General features: G+C 31.6%; 24 protein-coding genes and 1 pseudogene. All 25 read left to right on the top strand.

All coding sequences use genetic code 11. From position 1 onward, the window contains the following. Nucleotides 1-8: 8 nt before the first annotated feature. The 25 genes and pseudogenes from ilvB (at nt 9) to HW275_RS02595 (ending at nt 19,857) form a co-directional block, all read left to right on the top strand. Nucleotides 9-1,727 (top strand): biosynthetic-type acetolactate synthase large subunit, encoded by a 1,719-nt coding sequence (gene ilvB, locus HW275_RS02715; RefSeq protein ID WP_178934932.1) that lies wholly within the window; start codon nt 9-11, stop codon nt 1,725-1,727. Further along, entirely contained in the window at nt 1,720-2,208 is a 489-nt protein-coding gene (ilvN, locus tag HW275_RS02710; protein WP_178934930.1) for an acetolactate synthase small subunit, read from the top strand. The genes ilvB and ilvN overlap by 8 nt, the downstream gene beginning before the upstream one ends. A 259-nt stretch (nt 2,209-2,467) precedes the next feature. Then, nucleotides 2,468-3,217 carry a class I SAM-dependent methyltransferase gene (locus tag HW275_RS02705; protein WP_178934928.1) on the top strand — a complete coding sequence of 250 codons (750 nt, stop codon included), beginning with the start codon at nt 2,468-2,470 and terminating at the stop codon, nt 3,215-3,217. A gap of 119 nt (nt 3,218-3,336) precedes the next feature. Further along, complete coding sequence (locus tag HW275_RS02700; protein WP_178934926.1) at nt 3,337-4,845, top strand: 2-isopropylmalate synthase; 1,509 nt, start codon at nt 3,337-3,339, stop codon at nt 4,843-4,845. A 22-nt stretch (nt 4,846-4,867) separates the two neighbouring features. Beyond that, nucleotides 4,868-5,893 (top strand): YhcG family protein, encoded by a 1,026-nt coding sequence (locus HW275_RS02695; RefSeq protein ID WP_178934924.1) that lies wholly within the window; start codon nt 4,868-4,870, stop codon nt 5,891-5,893. A 296-nt stretch (nt 5,894-6,189) separates the two neighbouring features. Then, nucleotides 6,190-6,756 (top strand): NAD(P)H-dependent oxidoreductase, encoded by a 567-nt coding sequence (locus HW275_RS02690; RefSeq protein WP_178934922.1) that lies wholly within the window; start codon nt 6,190-6,192, stop codon nt 6,754-6,756. Between the two features lie 467 nt (nt 6,757-7,223). Then, nucleotides 7,224-7,448: a hypothetical protein gene (locus HW275_RS02685; protein WP_178934920.1), complete on the top strand. Its 225-nt coding sequence runs from the start codon at nt 7,224-7,226 to the stop codon at nt 7,446-7,448. Then, nucleotides 7,445-7,921: a hypothetical protein gene (locus HW275_RS02680; protein ID WP_178934918.1), complete on the top strand. Its 477-nt coding sequence runs from the start codon at nt 7,445-7,447 to the stop codon at nt 7,919-7,921. Before HW275_RS02685 ends, HW275_RS02680 begins: the two co-directional genes overlap by 4 nt. After that, complete coding sequence (locus tag HW275_RS02675; protein WP_178934916.1) at nt 7,896-8,741, top strand: metallophosphoesterase; 846 nt, start codon at nt 7,896-7,898, stop codon at nt 8,739-8,741. Before HW275_RS02680 ends, HW275_RS02675 begins: the two co-directional genes overlap by 26 nt. Nucleotides 8,742-8,760: 19 nt before the next feature. Then, nucleotides 8,761-9,600, top strand: coding sequence for a YwqG family protein (locus HW275_RS02670; protein WP_178934914.1), 840 nt, complete (start codon nt 8,761-8,763; stop codon nt 9,598-9,600). A 36-nt stretch (nt 9,601-9,636) separates the two neighbouring features. Continuing rightward, nucleotides 9,637-9,897, top strand: a pseudogene (locus tag HW275_RS02665) (Fic family protein); the annotation flags it as partial. A 23-nt stretch (nt 9,898-9,920) separates the two neighbouring features. Further along, nucleotides 9,921-10,307: a VOC family protein gene (locus HW275_RS02660; protein WP_178934912.1), complete on the top strand. Its 387-nt coding sequence runs from the start codon at nt 9,921-9,923 to the stop codon at nt 10,305-10,307. A 144-nt stretch (nt 10,308-10,451) separates the two neighbouring features. Continuing rightward, on the top strand, nt 10,452-11,870 hold the full coding sequence (gene leuC, locus HW275_RS02655) for a 3-isopropylmalate dehydratase large subunit (RefSeq protein ID WP_178934910.1): 1,419 nt from the start codon (nt 10,452-10,454) through the stop codon (nt 11,868-11,870). Between the two features lie 54 nt (nt 11,871-11,924). After that, on the top strand, nt 11,925-12,173 hold the full coding sequence (locus HW275_RS02650; RefSeq protein ID WP_178934908.1) for a hypothetical protein: 249 nt from the start codon (nt 11,925-11,927) through the stop codon (nt 12,171-12,173). A gap of 44 nt (nt 12,174-12,217) precedes the next feature. Continuing rightward, nucleotides 12,218-12,793, top strand: a complete 576-nt coding sequence (leuD, locus tag HW275_RS02645; RefSeq protein WP_178934906.1) for a 3-isopropylmalate dehydratase small subunit — start codon at nt 12,218-12,220, stop codon at nt 12,791-12,793. Nucleotides 12,794-12,994: 201 nt separating this feature from the next. Beyond that, entirely contained in the window at nt 12,995-13,369 is a 375-nt protein-coding gene (locus HW275_RS02640; RefSeq protein ID WP_178934904.1) for a hypothetical protein, read from the top strand. A 450-nt stretch (nt 13,370-13,819) separates the two neighbouring features. Continuing rightward, nucleotides 13,820-14,290: a hypothetical protein gene (locus HW275_RS02635; RefSeq protein ID WP_178934903.1), complete on the top strand. Its 471-nt coding sequence runs from the start codon at nt 13,820-13,822 to the stop codon at nt 14,288-14,290. A gap of 22 nt (nt 14,291-14,312) precedes the next feature. Next, a complete protein-coding gene (locus HW275_RS02630; protein WP_178934900.1) occupies nt 14,313-15,347 on the top strand; it encodes a S9 family peptidase in 1,035 nt (344 codons plus the stop codon). A gap of 120 nt (nt 15,348-15,467) precedes the next feature. Further along, a complete protein-coding gene (locus HW275_RS02625; RefSeq protein ID WP_178934898.1) occupies nt 15,468-15,725 on the top strand; it encodes an endonuclease in 258 nt (85 codons plus the stop codon). Nucleotides 15,726-15,759: 34 nt separating this feature from the next. Beyond that, complete coding sequence (locus HW275_RS02620) at nt 15,760-16,209, top strand: hypothetical protein (RefSeq protein ID WP_178934896.1); 450 nt, start codon at nt 15,760-15,762, stop codon at nt 16,207-16,209. A 105-nt stretch (nt 16,210-16,314) separates the two neighbouring features. Further along, complete coding sequence (locus HW275_RS02615) at nt 16,315-16,569, top strand: type II toxin-antitoxin system RelB/DinJ family antitoxin (RefSeq protein ID WP_178934894.1); 255 nt, start codon at nt 16,315-16,317, stop codon at nt 16,567-16,569. After that, nucleotides 16,562-16,834, top strand: coding sequence for a type II toxin-antitoxin system YafQ family toxin (locus HW275_RS02610; protein ID WP_178934893.1), 273 nt, complete (start codon nt 16,562-16,564; stop codon nt 16,832-16,834). Before HW275_RS02615 ends, HW275_RS02610 begins: the two co-directional genes overlap by 8 nt. Before the next feature lie 49 nt (nt 16,835-16,883). Further along, complete coding sequence (gene leuB / locus HW275_RS02605) at nt 16,884-17,942, top strand: 3-isopropylmalate dehydrogenase (RefSeq protein WP_178934891.1); 1,059 nt, start codon at nt 16,884-16,886, stop codon at nt 17,940-17,942. 36 nt (nt 17,943-17,978) lie between these two features. Continuing rightward, entirely contained in the window at nt 17,979-18,764 is a 786-nt protein-coding gene (locus HW275_RS02600; RefSeq protein WP_178934889.1) for an ABC transporter ATP-binding protein, read from the top strand. Between the two features lie 37 nt (nt 18,765-18,801). Continuing rightward, entirely contained in the window at nt 18,802-19,857 is a 1,056-nt protein-coding gene (locus HW275_RS02595) for a DMT family transporter (RefSeq protein WP_178934887.1), read from the top strand. The last annotated feature ends 102 nt before the right edge of the window (nt 19,858-19,959 follow it).

Raw genomic sequence — 19,959 nt, 5'->3', positions numbered from 1 at the left:
GTTGAAAAATGAGTAGCGAAATGATAAATGGTGCAAGAATGCTGTTGGAGTGCCTTCATAGAGCAGGTGTGACTGATATGTTCGGGTACCCTGGTGGAGCGGTAATACCAATTTATGATGAAATTTACAGTTTTGACAAAATTAAACATTATTTTGCAAGACATGAGCAAGGGGCGGTGCATGCGGCGGATGGATATGCGAGAGTTTCTGGAAAAGTGGGAGTGTGCCTTGCAACTTCCGGACCTGGAGCGACAAATCTGGTTACAGGGATTATGACTGCACACATGGACTCTATACCATTGCTGGCAATAACAGGGCAGGTAAGAAGCAGCTTGCTTGGTAGGGATGCTTTTCAGGAAACTGACATTGTAGGGATTACAGTTCCAATAACAAAAGGAAATTATCTGGTGCAGAATATTAAAGATATTCCAAGAATTATAAAAGAGGCTTATTTTATAGCTTCGACAGGAAGGCCTGGGCCTGTATTGGTGGACATTCCGAATGACATTCAGCAGCAGGAAATATCTTATGAGGAATTTAATAAGCTGTTTGACAAAAAAGTGCAGCTGGAAGGATACGATCCGACTTATGTTGGGCATCCTGTACAGATAAAAAGAGCTTTGTCGTTGATAAAAAAGGCTAAAAAGCCATTAATTATCGCAGGAGCAGGAGTTATAAAGTCAGGGGCTTCAAAGGAACTTTTTGAACTGGCAAATAAAATGGATATGCCAGTAACTACGACTCTTCTGGGACTTGGGTCATTTCCTGAAAATCATGAATTGTCGCTTGGAATGCTTGGAATGCATGGAACTGTTCCAGCAAATTATGCCACAGATGAGGCAGATTTGGTAATTGCGGCTGGGATAAGATTTGACGATAGAATTGCGGGAAATCCGAGCAAATTTTGTGAACACGCAAAAATAATACATATAGACATTGATCCTGCTGAAATTGATAAAAATAAAAAGGCTGATGTGCCGATAGTTGGAGATCTGAAAAATGTACTTTCTGAAATCAATAAGGAATTAGAGCCGCAGGATCACAAAGAATGGACAGATAAAGTAAAAGAATGGAAAAAGGAATATCCATTGGCACATAGGGACGTTGGCAAGGATAAATTGCTTCCGCAGGAAGTGTTAAAGGCAATTAACGATATTCTGGATGGCGATGCAATAGTAGTAACAGATGTTGGACAACATCAGATGTGGGCTGCGCAATATATGACTTACAAAAATGCAAACAGCATTGTAACATCAGGAGGAGCTGGAACAATGGGATTTGGAATGCCGGCGGCAATTGGGGCTCAGCTTGGAGCAAGAGATAAAAAAGTTGTGTTAATTGTCGGAGATGGCGGTTTCCAAATGACGATTGAAGAAATTATGATGATTAAACAGTATAATTTGCCAGTAAAAGTAGTAATTATAAACAATTCGTTCTTAGGAATGGTTAGACAGTGGCAGGAATTATTTAAAGACAGAAGATATTCTTTTGTTGATTTGGAATGTAATCCTGATTTTGTGAAAATTGCTGATGCATATGGAATAAAAGCTGAAAGATTGCAGACAAAAGCAGATTTGGAAAATAAATTAAAAGATTTGATTTTATCAGATGAAGGCGTGATACTGGACTGTATCGTTGAAAGGGAAGAAAATGTATTCCCGATGATACCTGCAGGAAAAACTGTAAGTCAGATGATAGGTAAGAAAGGGGTGCTAGAAAATGACTAAGGAACATGAAATATTAATAATTACGAAAAATACGAACGGTATAGTGGCAAGAATAATGTCTATGTTCAATAGAAGAGGTTATTCAGTAAATAAAATGACGGCTGGAGTCACAAATAAGCCAGGTTATGCGAGATTGACACTCACGGTGGATGGAGATGACAAGGCATTAAACCAGATTCAAAAGCAAGTATACAAAATAGTTGACGTTGTAAAAGTAAAGATTTTCCCGGCAGAAGGTGTTATAAGACGTGAGCTTATGCTTATAAAAGTAAAATCTGACGCTCAGACTAGGGCTCAAGTTGTACAGATTGCAGACATTTACCGTGGAAAAGTGCTGGATGTGGCACCGAACTCGCTTGTAATCGAACTTACAGGAAATGTGAAAAAATTACGTGGATTTGTAGAAATGATGAAAAGTTACGGAATACTGGAAATTGCAAAAACTGGGGTTGTAGCGATGAGCCGTGGAGAAAAAATGTAATATTTTCAGAATTTATACTAAACTCTTTTTAAATAACGAAATTATTACAAACTTTTCAAACAAGAAAACATAATAAAAATAGAAAAACTATTATTAAACAAAATAATTCGATACCAAATCTCGTTAGAAAACAGAAATTATAGTAAGAATGAGAACCTTGTTAAATAATGTGTAATTCAAAATTTATTAAATATTCACTATTTAAATGGGGAATAGTATTAAAAGTGTAATTTTAAAAAAACAGAAGGGAAATATTAAAATGAGAGTAAGTCAGCATTGGGAAAAGGAAAAATATGAGAAAAATGCACGTTTTGTATCAATTTACGGAGAAGAGCTGATTGAATGGTTAAAGCCTCAAAAAGACGAGTATATCTTGGATTTAGGCTGTGGAGATGGAGTATTGACTAAGAAAATTACTGAATATGGGTGCAAAGTTTTAGGGCTTGATGGAAGTCAGAAATTTGTTGAGGCAGCAAGAAAAATTGGGGTTGAGGCAGTACAGGGAGATGCACAGAATATGAAATTTGAAAATGAGTTTGATGCGATTTTTTCCAATGCGGCGTTACATTGGATGACTAATCCAGAGAAAGTGATGGAAGGAGTATCTCGAGCCTTGAAAAAAGGCGGACGTTTTATAGCCGAGACGGGCTGTAAAGGAAATGTGGGAAAAATAGAAAATGCTATTTTTGAAACTGTAGAAAAACATAACCTGAAAGCTAAAAAATGCTGGTTTTTTCCAACTCCAGAAGAAAAAACAAAATTACTTGAAAAATATGGACTGAAAGTAAAAAGAATGATAAGTTTTTCCCGTCCGACTTTGCTTCCAACCGGGATAAAAGGATGGCTACAAACTTTTTCTGCACCTGCTCTTGTAAACGTTCCGGTAGAAATGCATGAAAAACTGATTGATGAAATAACTGAAAAAGTTGAAAAAGAACTGAAAAGAAACGAAAATGGACAAATTCTGGCGGATTATATCAGATTGAGATTTGAGGCTGTGAAAGAGTAAAAAAATTTATTAAAAAAAAAGTTATAAAGCTATTTATATAATAGATTAATTTTATTAATATTTGTTTTTTTTAAAACTCTAATTAATAAAGTAAATTTGACGAAAAGAAAGGATAAATTATGAAACATATTAAAATATTTGATACAACGCTAAGAGATGGTGAGCAGACGCCACGTGTCAATCTTAATGCACAGGAAAAGCTGAGAATTGCAAAACAGCTTGAGAGTCTTGGGGTGGATGTGATTGAGGCTGGATTTGCGGTGGCATCACCAGGGGATTTTGAGGCAGTTAAGATGATTGCAGAAAATGTGGAAAAGTCTACAGTTACGAGTTTGTCCCGGGCTGTAAAAAAAGATATTGAAGTAGCGGCAGAAGCATTGAAAAGTGCCAAAAAACCTAGAATACATACGTTTATTGCAACTTCTCCGATTCATAGGGAATACAAGCTGAAAATGACGAAAGAGCAGATTTTGGATAGAGTAAAGGAAATGGTTGCTTATGCGAAATCGCTTATTGACGATATTGAGTTTTCGGCGGAAGATGCGACTAGAACTGAAAAGGAATTTTTAGTGGAAGTGTATGAAGCAGCGATAAAGGCTGGGGCGACTACACTTAATGTACCTGATACTGTGGGTTATAGAACTTCAAATGAAATGTTTGAACTTATAACTTATTTGAGAAAAAATGTTAAAGGAATTGAAAATGTGGATATTTCGGTGCATTGCCATGATGATCTGGGACTTTCGGTTGCAAATTCGGTTGCGGCGATTCAAGCTGGAGCAACTCAGATTGAATGTACAATTAATGGACTTGGGGAAAGAGCTGGAAATACTTCACTTGAAGAAATTGCGATGATTTTGAAAACGAGAAAAGATTTATTTGAAGAATATTACACAAACATTGACTCAAAACAAATTTATCCAACAAGTAAATTAGTAAGCCTTTTGACAGGAGTTGCAACACAGCCAAATAAAGCAATCGTTGGAGCGAATGCCTTTGCACACGAATCAGGAATCCATCAGCACGGAGTTTTAGCAAATCCTGAAACTTACGAAATTATGAGTCCAGAATCTGTAGGAAGAAATACAGATAGCTTGGTACTTGGAAAATTGTCTGGAAAACATGCTTTTATTCAAAAATTACAATCGCTTGGATTTGACCATATTGATGAAAAAAGAGTGGAAGAATTATTTGCACAATTTAAAAAATTGGCAGACAAGAAAAAATATGTTTTAGATGAAGATATTATCGCATTAGTCGCTGGAGATGCGGCAAAAATCGAAGGAAGAATAAAACTTACTCACTTTGAAATTTCAAGACAGGAAGGGAAAAAACCAAAAGCTACAGTTACAATCGACTTGGATGGAGAAAAATTGGTTAAAGAAGCTCTTGGAGATGGGCCTGTTGATGCAGCTTACAATGCAGTAAACTTAGCAGTGAGCGACACTTTTGTCTTAGAAGAATATAAATTGGAAGCAATTACAGGAGATACGGATGCACAGGCACAGGTTGTTGTTATAATTGAGAAAAATGGAAACAGATTTATTGGTAGAGGACAAAGTACGGATGTAGTTGAGGCTAGTATTAAGGCTTATATTAATGGGATAAATAGACTTTATAATAAGTAATTTTAAAAGGGAGGGGATTTTGATGGAAATATCAAATAATTACATTAATGAAATAAAGAAAATACTTAAAAATGCTAGACAAAAAGCATATACCGCTGTAAATTCGGCGATGGTGGAAGCATATTGGGAAATTGGTAGAAGGATTGTAGAAGAAGAACAACGAGGAAAAGAAAGAGCTGAATACGGTAAAGAAATTGTTAAAAATTTATCAAAAGAGTTGACAGAAGAATTTGGAAAAGGATTTAGTAGAAGAACGTTATGGGAAATGCGGAAATTGTATGTATATTTCTCAGATTATGAAAAAGTGCGAACACTGTTCGCACAATTGACATGGTCTCATTTTCAGAAAGTTTTAAGAGTTTCTGATGAGAAAGCTAGAATATTTTATTTGACGGAAGCAGCAGAAAATATGTGGTCTGTAAGAACTTTGGATAGAAATATATCAACACTTTACTATAATCGTATTGTTGCAAGTATCGATAAAAAGACGGTTGAAAATGAAATGAAAGAAAAAGTAAAAAGTTTGCAAACTGAAGAATTTATAAAAAATCCAGTAGTTTTGGAGTTTTTAGATTTGCCGGCAAATATGTCTTATACTGAAAGTCAATTGGAAAAAGCATTAACAGACGATATTCAAAAATTTATGATGGAACTTGGAAAAGGATTTGCGTTTGTGGAAAGACAGCAGCATATTCGTACAGAAAATTCAGATTTTTATATAGATTTGGTATTTTATAACTATATTTTGAAATGTTTTGTTATAGTAGAGTTAAAAACAGGAAAATTAACACATCAGGATATAGGACAGCTTGATATGTATGTCAGAATGTACGATGATTTGAAAAAACAGGAAAATGATAATTCGACAATAGGGCTTCTTCTTTGTACAGATACAGATAGTACTGTTATAAAATATTCAGTCTTGAATGATAATAAAAATCTTTTTGCAAGTAAATATGTAAATTATCTTCCTAGTGAAGAAGAATTGATAAATGAAATTGAAAGACAAAAAATATTGTTTGAAATAAATAATGAAGTGGATATGTAGAAATGAAAAAGATAAAAATATTGGTTTTAATGATGGGAATTTTTTTTGTTAATTCCTATTTTAGCATTAATTTATGCACATTATGAGTTGTATTTCTGGAGTAGGAGGGCCTGTTAAGGAATGTTTATCAGATTTTTTGCAAAGCCTGAAATTGTGGTGTTTACTTTGAAAAGAAGTTGAGATAGAAATTAAATAATATTTTGGTTAAAAGAAAAAAATTGTAAATTTCAGATGACTCTAAATAAATATATTTTTAGATTTTATAGAAATTATTTACAGAAAGAAGGAATTTTAAAATGAAAACAATAGTTTTTGCACATCCATGGAATGGAAGTTTTAACAAGGCAATTTTAGATAAAGTAGTGGAAAAACTTGATGAAACAAAAGAAAAATATACAATTATAGATTTGAATAAGGATAGATTTAATCCTGTGATGACTGAAAAAGATTTGGAATTGTATTCGCAAGGAAAAAGTGCTGATCCTTTGGTTTTGAAATATCAGGAAATTTTGAAAAATACAGATGAGTTAATATTAATTTTTCCAATTTGGTGGATGTCAATGCCTGCAATATTAAAAGGATTTTTTGACAAAGTTATGACTAAAGGATTTGCTTATGAAAGTACACAAACTGGAATAAAGGGTATTTTAACTAACATAAAAACAGCAAAAATGATTACAACTGCTACAGCACCAAAATTTTTGCTGAATATTACAGGATTTGGAATTACCATGAAAAAGGCTAATTTTGTTGGAATTGGAATAAAGAAAACGAAATGGATTCATTATAGTTTTAGAACAAAAGGGAAAGATGACGATAGGAAGAAATTTCTTGAGAAAGTTAAGGAATTTGTGAGTAATTAGGAAGAAAAATAGTAAATATTCGTATTTAAAGCAAACGAAGAAAAGAAGTTTTATATTATGAAAAAGAAATTGTCTTGCTGGCTTACATTATTTGTGCGATAGTTCTTGATGATAACCCTAATGGATAAAAGATTTTGGAAAGATATTAAAGAGAAATTATGGAGGCTGTAATAGAAAATAAATTAATTTTAAATTAGTTGTCAAAGAGGGAAAAAGAGATGAAGAAGAAGATTTTTATAATTTGTTATTTTATTTTTTTAGTATGTTTTAATATTTTATTATCTTTTTGTTTTAATTTTTTGCTGATATCCATAGTAACATTTTTAAATTTTCCGTACTCACCAGACAAGTCAGCTCCAGATACTTTGTTGTTCTCAATCATGATTTATATTATAATAATTTTACTAAATTTGATTTGTTCATATTTTATATCAAAAATAAGAATTAATAAGAAAAGCTTGTTAGGCTTGCCAATAATTGTAGTAATAACAAAAATATTAGTGTTTCTAATTATCATTGGATATGTATTTTTGAATCTTACAAATGATGAGGTTAGTAGAAACTTTATTGCTATTGTTATAAGTGGAGGATTTATTTATATAATTATTTTGGATGTAATATTTCTTGTTAGTTTGGTTATAAATTTAGGGATAAGAGAGAAGAATAAAAAATTGAATGGAGCAGAAAAATGAAAAAAGTACTTTTTTGGTTATTCTACTTATTGTTTTTAACATTTTTTGACATTATTTTGGCGGTTATAAGGTTTAATGATGGTATTTATAATAGTATTTATGAATTTTTTATAAATCTGAATATAAAAAATGAGTGGATTTTAGAAAGATTATTTTCACTAATAGAGATTGTTTTTATTATAATTTGTCTAACTTTCGCTTACTTAATTTCAAAAATAAAAGTCAGTAAAAAAAGTTTGTTAATTCCACCATTAGTTATAGTGGCGATAAAAGTAATAGTATTTTTTTGCATATTTGGATTTTTTATGTTGATTCCTGAAACAGAGGATGGAGGAGCAGGAGGATTCGTTTTATATCTTGTATTCTTCGGATTTGGAGTATATATGGGAATGATGAATTTATACTTTTATTTGGGATTATTGTTTAATATATTTAGAAGGAGAAAAAATGAAGACAAAAAGTTGGATTATTAAATTTCTGTTGGTTTTTGTAGTATTAATTGTGATATTTTTAATTGATGCTCATTATGAGTATAGGCATATTAAAATTAAGACGATTGAGATAAAATCGAAAGATATTCCAAAAGAATTTGATGGGAAAAGAGTGCTGTTTGTAGCGGATTTTCAATATGATACGATGACACGGTTTAATCGAGTTCAAGAAAAAAAGGCGATTGAGCTGATTAATGCACAGAAAAAGGATATGATACTGCTGGGGGGAGATTATGCGACTTGGGAGAAAAATATTCCTAAGTTTTATGAGGATGCGAAGGATATAAAGATTCCAGAACTTGGAGTGTATGCGATTTATGGGAATCATGAGTATCCAGGAGAAAAAGAAACGGCTGAAAATATGAAAAAACTTGGATTTAATCTGCTCGTAAATGAAAATAGGAAAATAACAATTAACAATGAAAATATATATATTTCAGGAGTAACAGACTTGTGGCACGGAAAGCCTGATGCGAAAAAGGCTCTTGAAGGTACAAAAAAAGAAGATTTTGTATTGTTTTTGACTCACAATCCTGAATATTTTGAACAGATGTCAGAAGATGAAAAGGAAAAAACTGATATGATTTTAGCGGGACACAGTCATGCTGGACAAGTTACTTTTTTTGGAAAAATCATTATGTCGGCAGTGAAAGATAAAAAGAAATATGGCTATGGAATGAAAGAGTACGGAGGACATAAAATTTATATTACCTCAGGGCTAGGAGGAGCCTTTCTTGAAATGTTTATTAGGTTTTTTGCACAGCCTGAGATTGTGATTTTTGAGTTGAAGAGAATTAATTAAAATTTGAAAGAGGTACGATATGGAAGATAAAGAATTAAAGAAGTTGGCAAAAGAGATTTTTGAAAAAATTAAAAAAAAGTATTATGAAACAGCAAAAGAAATGATTGTTGCAAATGCTTCAGTCAATGTTTCAAAAAAAATAAAAATAACGGATAGCAAAATTGAAGGGATTCCGTATATTCCAAAAGGGAGAAAAATTCCAACAAATTCAAAAGGACAACAATTTATGTTCCTTGCACAGATAAATTGTGAGAATTTGAAGGGGCTTGAAGATTTCCCGCAGGAAGGAATTTTGCAGTTTTGGGTTTTAGGAGATGACTTGATGGGATTGGATTTTGATGACTATACAAATCGGAATGGTTTTGATGTAATTTATTATGAGAAAATTGAAGATTACTGTTCGGAAGATGAGTTTAAGAAAATGTATAATCCTTATAAATATGATCCGGCATGGGACTTTTTGATAGCACATCATCCTTGCAAAATGGAATTTTCTTTGGGGAAACAAAAAGAGAATTTAGATTATGACTTTTTAGATGTTTTATTTGAAAAAGTATGGGAAGAAGAAAATTTTAAATTTGATGAAAAAGATAAATTATCTGAAAAAGTTGAAGAAATTTATGGATATGAATTTTATGAAGAAAATATTGGAACAAAATGTAATGGATTTCCATTTTTCACTCAATCTGAGCCAAGAAAAGGTGAGGAAATGAATGAATATAACACATTGTTATTTCAAGTCAATAGTGGAAAAGAAATAATGATTGGAGATTGTGGAGTGATGAATTTCTTTATAAATCGTGAAAAGTTGAAAAATAGGGACTTTTCAGATGTTTTTTATAATTGGGATTGTTATTGATTTTATTGGATAGATGGAAAATAGAAAGTTGGGAAAATGGATATAAAAGATATAAATTATGAATATTTTTTAGATTTATCAGTAAGAATGACGCATCATTCAAATGCGATTGAAGGAAATACATTGACACTAAATGAAACTGCTACGATTATTTTAGATAGTACGCTACCTGGGGGTAAGAGTATTCATGAAGTTTTTGAAGTTTTGAATCACAAAAAGGCAATTGACTATATGTTGACTGAACTTGCGAATGACCAAAAATTGGATATTTATGTGATTAAAAATATAAATTTAGAATAAAAAAATTTAGGAGGATTAAAATGAAAATTAATCATGTGGCACTTTATGTAAAGGATTTAGAAAAATCAAGAGAATTTTATGAAAAATATTTTAATGCAAAGGCAAATAATAAGTACCGTAATCTTAAAACGGGATTACAAACATATTTTTTGAGCTTTCCTAACAGTGATGTGAGATTAGAAATTATGTCAAGACCAGAATTGACTGATAGAGAGGATAAAATTATGAATATGGGATTTATTCATATTGCATTTAGTGTAGGAGATGCAAAAAATGTAGACAGTTTGACAAAAAAACTTACTAATGATGGATTTAAGTGCTTGAGTGGGCCAAGAACAACGGGAGATGGGTATTACGAAAGCGTTGTGGAAGATGTTGATGGAAATTTAATAGAAATTACAGAGTAGGAGTATCAGCTATTTAGCAAAAAAGATTCGATAATGTATTTTTATATTTTAAAAGTAGTTGAAAAATTTGATAAATACATAAATTAAGTAAATTAATTAAGAATTTAGAGACAAAAATTTGGAGAGAAAATCGGAGGAGAAAAAATGTCAGAAATTAAAAATAAAGAGAAAAAACCAAAAACTTTGTTTGATAAAGTTTGGGAAAAACATGTGATTACGGGAAAGCCTGGAGAAGCACAACTTTTGTATATTGATTTGCACTTGATTCACGAAGTTACTTCGCCACAGGCGTTTTCGGGATTAAGACTTGCGGGAAGAAAAGTTAGAAGACCTGACTTGACATTTGGAACAATGGATCATAATACGCCAACAATTATGGCTGACAGAATGAATATTAAAGATAAAGTTTCAAAGGCACAGTTAGATGCGTTGGCAGCTAATTGCAAAGAATTTGGGATTGAACTTGTGGATATGTTTGATGAAAATAATGGAATTGTGCATATGGTGGGGCCTGAGCAAGGGTTGACACAGCCTGGAAAAACTGTAGTTTGTGGAGATAGCCACACTGCGACTCACGGAGCTTTTGGAGCTTTGGCATTTGGAATTGGTACGAGTGAAGTGGAACATGTTTTGGCTACACAGACAATTTGGCAAAAGAAACTAAAAACAATGGGAATTGAAATTACTGGAAAATTGCAAAAAGGTGTTTATGCGAAAGATATAATTCTTCATATAATCAAGACTTACGGAATTGGGCTTGGAAATGGTTATGCATTTGAGTTTTTTGGAGATACAATAAGAGGACTTTCGATGGAAGAAAGAATGACAATTTGTAATATGGCAATTGAAGGAGGAGGAAAGTCAGGAATTATCGCACCTGACGAAACTACTTTTGAATATGTAAGAGGAAGAAGATTTGCTCCAAAAGGCGAAGAATTCGATAAAAAAGTGGCTGAATGGAAAGAATTGTACACAGATTCTGTAGATGCGTTTGACAAATACATAAAAGTTGATGTTTCAAACCTTGAGCCACAAGTTACTTGGGGAACAAATCCTGAAATGGGAATTAATGTTACTGAAAAATTTCCAGAAATCAGAGATCACAATGATGAAAAAGCATACGAATACATGGGCTTAAAACCGGGACAAACTCCATTTGACATACCTTTAAAGCACGTATTTATAGGATCTTGTACAAATGGAAGATTGAGCGATCTGGAAATTGTCGCAAAAATTGTAAAAGGAAAGAAAGTTGCACCAAATATTACAGCAGTTGTAGTTCCTGGCTCACAAGTTGTAAAAAAGGCTGCTGAAGAAAATGGAATTGCACAGATATTAAAAGATGCGGGATTTGAATGGAGAGAAGCTGGATGTTCCACTTGTCTTGGAATGAATCCTGATTTGATACCAGCTGGAGAGCATTGTGCCTCAACTTCTAACAGAAACTTTGAAGGACGGCAAGGAAAAGGTGCAAGAACTCATCTGGTAAGTCCTGCGATGGCTGCTGCTGCTGCAATTTATGGGAAATTTGTGGATGTAAGGGAATTGGATGAAGTGAAATAATTTGATGTTAAAGAATTTTAAATAATTTATACAAAATAAAAAGAGGTAAATAAAATGAATAAAAATGAAATGATTAAGGAAGTGCAACAACAATTTGGATATGATGAAAATTTTTCTCAGAAAGTTATAAATATTTTTGAAAGTTGCTCAGAAATAGGGCAAAAAGGAAAAGAGCAAGTTGTAAGTCGTTATGTAAAAGAGTTAAATATTGGTGAAACTGAAGCAAACAATATTTTTGATTGTGTCTTTAATTTAATCAAAAAAGGGATAAAAGACAAATTGAAAAATCCTTTTAAAAAGTAGTTAAAAATGGGATTTTTATACAAAAAAATGAAGGAGAATAAAATATGAAACCATTTACAAAATATGAAGGAACAATCGTTCCAATAATGAATGACAACATAGATACGGATCAATTAATTCCGAAACAATATTTAAAAAGTATCGAAAAAACAGGATTTGGAATACATGTTTTCGATGAGTGGAGATACAACGAAGATGGGTCTGACAATATGGATTTTAACTTAAATAAGCCAGAATACAAAAATGGGACAATTTTGATTACAGGAGATAACTTTGGTTGTGGTTCAAGTAGGGAGCATGCGGCTTGGGCATTGCAGGATTATGGTTTTCACGTTATTGTGGCTGGAGGATATTCAGGAATTTTCTACATGAACTGGTTAAACAATGGGCATTTGCCAATAACTTTGCCAGAAGCAGACAGAATCGAATTATCAAAATTGCCTGGAGATGCGAAGGTAACAGTTGATTTAGAAAACAACAAATTGATTGCGAATGGGAAAGAATATGTTTTTGAGCTGGAAGAAAGCTGGAAACAAAGATTATTGAAAGGGCTTGACTCGATTGGGTTGACATTGGAACATGAAGATGAGATTAGGAAGTATGAGGAGAAACGTAGATAATCTGAATAACTTAATTTGTGAAAAGGAAGATTTTAAAAATGACCAGAAAAATCGAAAGAACAATTAAAAATGGAAGAATATTTTAAACAAAATGGGATAGAGTATGATAAAAATTTTGTTTATGGTACTAATTAAAAAAGAAAGAAATTTTGAATTTGTAACTGAAATTTTTTGTATTTTGCGAAGGGAGAATATTGATTTATGTTTTCAATATTAGGTGCAGTATTATTTGGAGTTATAGTAATTATGACAGTTCTTGTTGCCTGCGGTTTGCCTCTGGGCGAATTTACAATGGGTGGACAACATAAAATCTTACCTAAGAAATTTAGAGTTATGGCAGTCATTTCAGTGGCTATCCAAATTTTTGCAATGATAATTATTTTGCAAGCTGGAGGTTTTATTTCTTTGTGGCTGTCTTTTAAGGTTACTAAATATATTTGTTTCTTTTTTGCCGCTTATCTATCTTTGAATACTATTATGAACATGATTTCAAAAAGTAGGAAAGAAAAATATGTTATGACTCCGCTTTCGCTTATAGCCGGAATATGTTTTTGGATAACGGCATTTCAGATGTAGTATGTAAAATGAGGATAATCTACATTGCGTCAAATTGGAATTTAAAGTAAAAAATACGTATAAAAAAATTGATTTTTAGTATTGATTATTTATAAGCTCATATATTTTTAAATATATATACAAATAAAACATTTAAAACATTACATTTTTTGGATTGGTACTATTTAATAACTATTTTATTTATATTTTTATAGCATTATGTAGTAGATAAAAAATCTAAAAAGAATATGTTAATCCTATATGGGATTTCAACTTAATTCACAAAATTTAAAAAATATAAGTGAAAAATATAATAGAAACTATTTATTGCATATGTCTTTTTGAAAAACTTATATTATGATGAATTTTATGATGAGGATGGGAAATTGACTAAAAAGATTAATGATGTTGTTGAGAAGGAAGTTGTTTATTGAAATAATAGAATAAAAATTAGAAAGGAAAATTTAAAAGATGGCAGAAAAATCAAAAGAACAGTTGAAAGTAGAAGAATATTTCAAGCAAAATGGGATAGAATATGATAAAAATTGTATTTATGGTATTAAAAGGGAAAGAAATTTGAATTCATTTTTGATGATGGGACTTATTGGATTATTGATGAAAACGGGGATGAAACCGTGCTATATACTATTTAATGAAAATGAGATATTGTTTTTTGCAGTTGGAATGCTCGGGGGAATTAAAGAATTTTTGACAAGGATAGATGTTGAGGATATAGAAAAAATTGATTTGAAAAAGGGAATTTTAAATTATAAATTGACAATAGTAGTAAGGGTAGGAGATAAAATAAAAAAAGAAGTAATAAACTTTGCTCAAATCAATGGGAAGGCGTGGTGGATACAAAATAGAAATAACTTGATTGAAAATGGATACTTTGAAAAATTGGCTGAAAGAGTGGACAAAAGAAGAATATTGGAACAATAAATAAAAAAAGAAAGGTGATTTTATGAAAAAAATATTACTTTTATTGCTAATTTTAGCAACTTTTGTAGTATCTTGTGGAAGTAAAAATTCAAATTTACAAGATAAAACAGAAAATATTAAAAAAATTGAAAGTAAAGAAATTGATGATAGTTTTGGAGTTGAAATATATGGTGAAACTTTGGAAGAAGCACATAAAAATTTTAAGACAACTTTGATTGAAGGGCAGTCGGAATTTGAACCAGACGGAAAATTGGCTACACCACCTAAAGATAGCGGAGTGGAATTAGTAAAATATCCAACCAAAATTGGAGAAATGGAAGGATATATCACACCCAAAAATGATGGTAAAAAGTATCCGGTAATAATGTATTTAAATGGTGGATTTGGTGGAACAATGGAAATCTGGGGAAAAGAGGCTCCAAAAGATAATTATCAAAGAGCAGATGCATTTAAAAGAGATGAATTTGTTCTATTTGTCCCAAGTGCACGTGCTGAAAATAACAATCCTGGTAAATTTGAGATGTTTTATGGAGAAATTGAAGATTTAGAAGAAGCTAGGAAGTACGTCGCTTCACTGCCTTATGTTGATCCAAATAGAATTTATCTTGTTGGGCATAGTACAGGTGGGACAAAAGCAGTCTTATTAAGTGAATATTCAAAAGGATTTAGAGCAGTTTTTGCAATGGGAGCGGCAACAGAACTTATGTCATTAGAAAAATATGACTACGCTGGAATGAATCCTCCATTTGATAGAACAAACCCTAGAGAAATAGCGGTTCGTTCATCATTAAGATATATGCGTTCAATCACAGCTCCAACATTTCATTTTGAGGGAAAAGATGACAGTCAGCCAGTTTATAGAGTTATGCAAAAAGTTGCAGATAAATATCAACTTCCATTTAAATCATATGAAATAACTGGTGGAAACCATTTTAACATCATTTATCCATTGACAACAATGATTGCACAGAAAATCTTAGCTGATACAGGGGCGAAAACTAATATTCAGTTTACAGCAGAGGATTTGGAAAAAATTTCAAAAAATATTGTTAAATAGCAGATAATTTAATTTTAGAAATTTGATTGAAAATGAAAAATTGTGGATGTAAAGGTAGAAGATACGAGTTAGAAAATAAATTTCAAGTTTTTGATATAATCTGAAAAAAAGGAGGCGTCTATGTGGTCAAAAGGAATTGAGTATAAAAAGCGAGAAAAAGAAAAACTTTCTAAAATAAGTTCAAAAGATTTACCATTTGATGTATTTGTAAAAAATGGAGAATTGGTCAGCTGGAGAAGGAGTGGCTGGTGTAAGAGATCTTATCAGTTTTACAAAAAAAATTGCAAACGAAATTTTAGAAGAAATAAAAATCTTGAAAGTTCAGTTAAAGGGAATTATTATAGAAAGTGTTATGAGTTGAAGTATGCTTGGATTTAGCAAAAAATTTTCAGATGACTAGGAGATAAAAATTATGCGAACTATCAAAGAATGGAATAAAATAATAGAAAATTATTTTAATGAAAATAATATTGAGTATGACAGAAATTATTTGTGTTTTTTTCCTGAAAAAAAAATGCGTTTTGATAAAAAACTTATTTATGATGTTAACGAGGATTTAAGAGAAAGTATTATAATTTTGTTTAAGAAAGACAATATAGAAATATTTTCTTGTGATGTAACATTAAAAATACCTTCAGGAATACAACTTTCAAATATAGGTAAAATGAGGAAAATAATCCCTCGGGAAAAAGTAAAGATTTTAAAATTAGTAAAAAAAATAATGAGATATAAATTATATTTTAAATTAGATAATGAAAGTAAAGCTTTTAGAATTGATATTTTTTATAGATTTAATAAAAACTGGGTAGTTGAAAATATAAATTATTTGATAGAAAATAGATTAATAGATTTTAAAAAATGAAAAAAGTAAATTTTTTTTGAAAAAGTTAATTAAAATATTGATTTTTACACCATTTAGTAATATAATTACATTGTATAACAAAAGTATTACAAAGGAGTGGTAAAAATGGCTACAGTAACAGCGAGAGTTGATGAAAATGTGAAAAAGGAAGCGGAAACATTATTTAAAAAAATGGGGCTTAATATGAGTACGGCTATGAATTTATTTTTGAAGAAGTGTATTTTGGAGCAAGGGATTCCGTTTGAATTGAAAGTGCCGAATAAGGAAACTAGAAAAGTTTTGGATGAAGTTGAGAAAGGTGTTGGATTAAGCAAAACTTTTGACAGTATAGATGATTTGATGGAGGATTTGAATGCTTAAAATCAGATACCAGGTTAAATTCAAGAAAGATTATAAAAGGGCAATAAAAAGAGGATGCGATAAAAAATTATTTGAAGAAGTTCTTTTTTATTTAGTAAATGAAAAGCCTTTACCTGAAAAATATAGAGATCATTATCTTACTGGTGATTATAAAGGTTTTAGAGAATGTCATATTCAGCCTGACTGGATTTTGATTTATAAAATTGAAAAAAATATTTTGGTTTTGATATTGTCAAGGACAGGAACACATTCAGATTTATTTTAAATTATTATAAAAAAGCAGAAATTTTAAAATTTAGGAAGGAGCAAATAAAATGAACTACAAAATTGCAGTATTAAATGGAGATGGAATTGGGCCGGAAATAGTGGCTGAGGCGATAAAGGTTTTGGACAAGGTTGGAGAGAAGTTCGGACATCAATTTGAGTATGTTCAGGGGTATCTTGGAGGGGAGTCTGTGGATAAATATGGAGTGCCTTTGTCAAGTGAAACTGTGGAAACTTGTAAAAATAGTGATGCTATTTTGCTTGGAGCTATTGGTGGGCCTAAATGGGATAATATTGAGCCTGGGAAACGTCCTGAGAGAGGGCTTCTTGCGATTAGGAAGGAACTTGGAGTTTATACGAATTTGCGTCCTGCGATTTTGTTTAAATCGTTAAAAAGTGCAAGTCCTTTGAAGGAAGAGATAATTGGAGATGGGCTTGATGTGATGATAGTAAGGGAACTTACGGGAGGGCTTTATTTCGGGCATAGGGAATATTCTGATGAAAAGGCGTTTGATACACTTCCTTACACAAGACCTGAAATTGAAAGAATTGCGAAAAAAGCGTTTGAAATTGCAAAACTTAGAAATAAAAAACTTACGAGCGTAGATAAACACAATGTTTTAGATACTTCAAAATTGTGGAGAAAAGTTGTGGAAGAAATTTCAAAAGATTATCCAGAAGTGGAAGTTTCGCATATGTATGTGGATAATGCCGCAATGCAGCTGATTGCCAATCCTAGACAATTTGACGTAATTTTGACTGAAAATATGTTTGGGGATATTTTGTCAGATGAGGCTTCAATGCTTACAGGATCACTTGGAATGCTGCCATCAGCGAGTCTTGGAGATGGAAAAGTCGGACTTTATGAACCAAGTCACGGTTCAGCACCTGATATAGCTGGAAAAAATATTGCAAACCCAATAGCGACAATACTTTCGGCAGTAATGATGTTAAGATATTCATTTAATCTTCAAAAAGAGGCTGATGCGATAGAAAAAGCTGTGGAGGAAGTGCTGGAAACAGGATTTAGAACGGCTGATATTTATACAGATGGTATGAAAAAGGTTGGAACTGATGAAATGGGGACTGAAATAGCTAATAGAATTTAAGATTTTTAAAATTTTTGAAAATGAGGGATATTTTTTATGGAAGAAATATTACACTATGAAAATGTAACTTTTAAACGTAATGGTAGAGAAATACTGAAAGGAATTGACTGGCACACAAATAAAGGTGAGAATTGGGTACTTTTGGGACTTAATGGTTCTGGAAAGTCAACTCTTCTTGGGATGATACCAGCCTATATTTTTCCAACTTCTGGAGAAGTGAGAGTTTTTGGGCATAAATTTGGTAATTATTCTTGGAAAAAAATAAAGAATCGAGTCGGATTTGTGAGTTCCACATTGAATAATTTTTCAAGCACATTAAATGGCGAAAAACTGGAAGATGTTGTAATTTCTGGAAAGTTTAATTCAATTGGGATTTACGATGAAGTTACAGATGAGGATAGGGAAAAGGCGGATAAGATTATTGAGGATTTTAAGATTTCGTATATAAAAAATAATCATTTTAGGACTTTATCGCAAGGAGAGCAACGACGGACATTGCTTGCAAGAGCGTTTATGAATGAGCCTGATTTGCTTATACTAGACGAGCCTTGCTCAGGACTTGATATAACTTCGAGGGAGTATTTTTTGAAAGTACTTGAGGAAAATTCCAAAAATGATAATGCGATACCGTTTATTTATGTAACTCATCAGATTGAAGAAATTATGCCATCGGTAACACATGTAGCACTTCTTTATGATGGAAAAATTTTAGCAAAAGGGCTAAAAAAAGATATTTTGACTGGTAAATTACTTTCTCAGATGTTTGATTTGGATGTGAAGATTGTTTGGGAAAATGAAAGGCCTTGGCTGATTGTGAGATAAATTTAGGATTTATTTAAAAGGAGTTGATTTATTAAATATGGATAAAAGCAGAAAATTTATAGCGGTAATTTTAGCATTGCTTGCGGCTATTTTTTATGCAATAAATACACCGTTTTCTAAAGTGCTTTTAAATAAGATTCCTCCCACATTGATGGCATCTTTTCTATATCTGGGAGCTGGAATGGGTGTAGGTATTATGTACTTGTTTCGTAATAAAGATGAGAATAAATACGAAAAGTTGAATAAGGGAGATCTTCCTTATACTATTGGAATGATCGTTCTTGATATTGTGGCACCTATATTCCTGATGATTGGTATAAATATTGGTTCAGCTTCAAATGCTTCACTGCTTGGTAATTTTGAAATTGTAGCAACAACACTTATTGCTCTTTTGATATTTAAGGAGAAAGTAACATCAAAGTTATGGATTGCTATTGGATTTATCACAATATCAAGTATAGTTCTTTCGTTTGAAGGGGCTGAAAGTTTCCAGTTTTCATTAGGTTCATTGTTTGTTATACTGGCAACATGTTGTTGGGGACTTGAAAATAACTGCACTAGAAAAATTGCAGATAAAAGTACTTGTGAGATTGTTTTGCTAAAAGGCTTTTTCTCTGGTGGCGGCTCATTTATAGTCGCCCTTATTTTGGGAGAAAGAATTCCTGAAATCAAATATATAATAGCTGCTTTGCTACTTGGATTTGTGGCATATGGACTCAGTATTTTTATGTATATCAGAGCACAAAGGGATTTAGGCGCTGCAAAAACTAGTGCATATTATGCTGTAGCTCCGTTTGTAGGAACTTTTTTAGCATTTATAGTAAATGGAGAAAAACTTACTTTGGTATATTTCATTGGTCTTGTTTTTATGATAATCGGCAGCGTAATTGTTGTATATGATACAATGGTTAAACGTCACAGTCATAGTCATTCTCACATAATTGTTCATACCCATGATGGAAAAACACATACTCATATTATCACGCATAAACATGAGCATAGTCATTTTATATCAGAGAAAAAGCATAATCATAAACATAAAGATTATATAAATAGCAAAGAACATAAATTGATACATGAAAAGGAATTGTAGATTTATAAAAATTCTATATTTGAAACATAATAAATTAAAGTTTAAAATAAAATAAGCATTAAAAAAATAAAAAAATTTTAAGCAAGATTAAAATAGTTCAAG

Source organism: Leptotrichia sp. oral taxon 223 (assembly GCF_013394795.1).
GTDB lineage: Bacteria > Fusobacteriota > Fusobacteriia > Fusobacteriales > Leptotrichiaceae > Leptotrichia.
The sequence above is the reverse complement of the archived record's forward strand: the minus strand, read 5'-3'. Positions and strand labels throughout refer to the sequence as shown.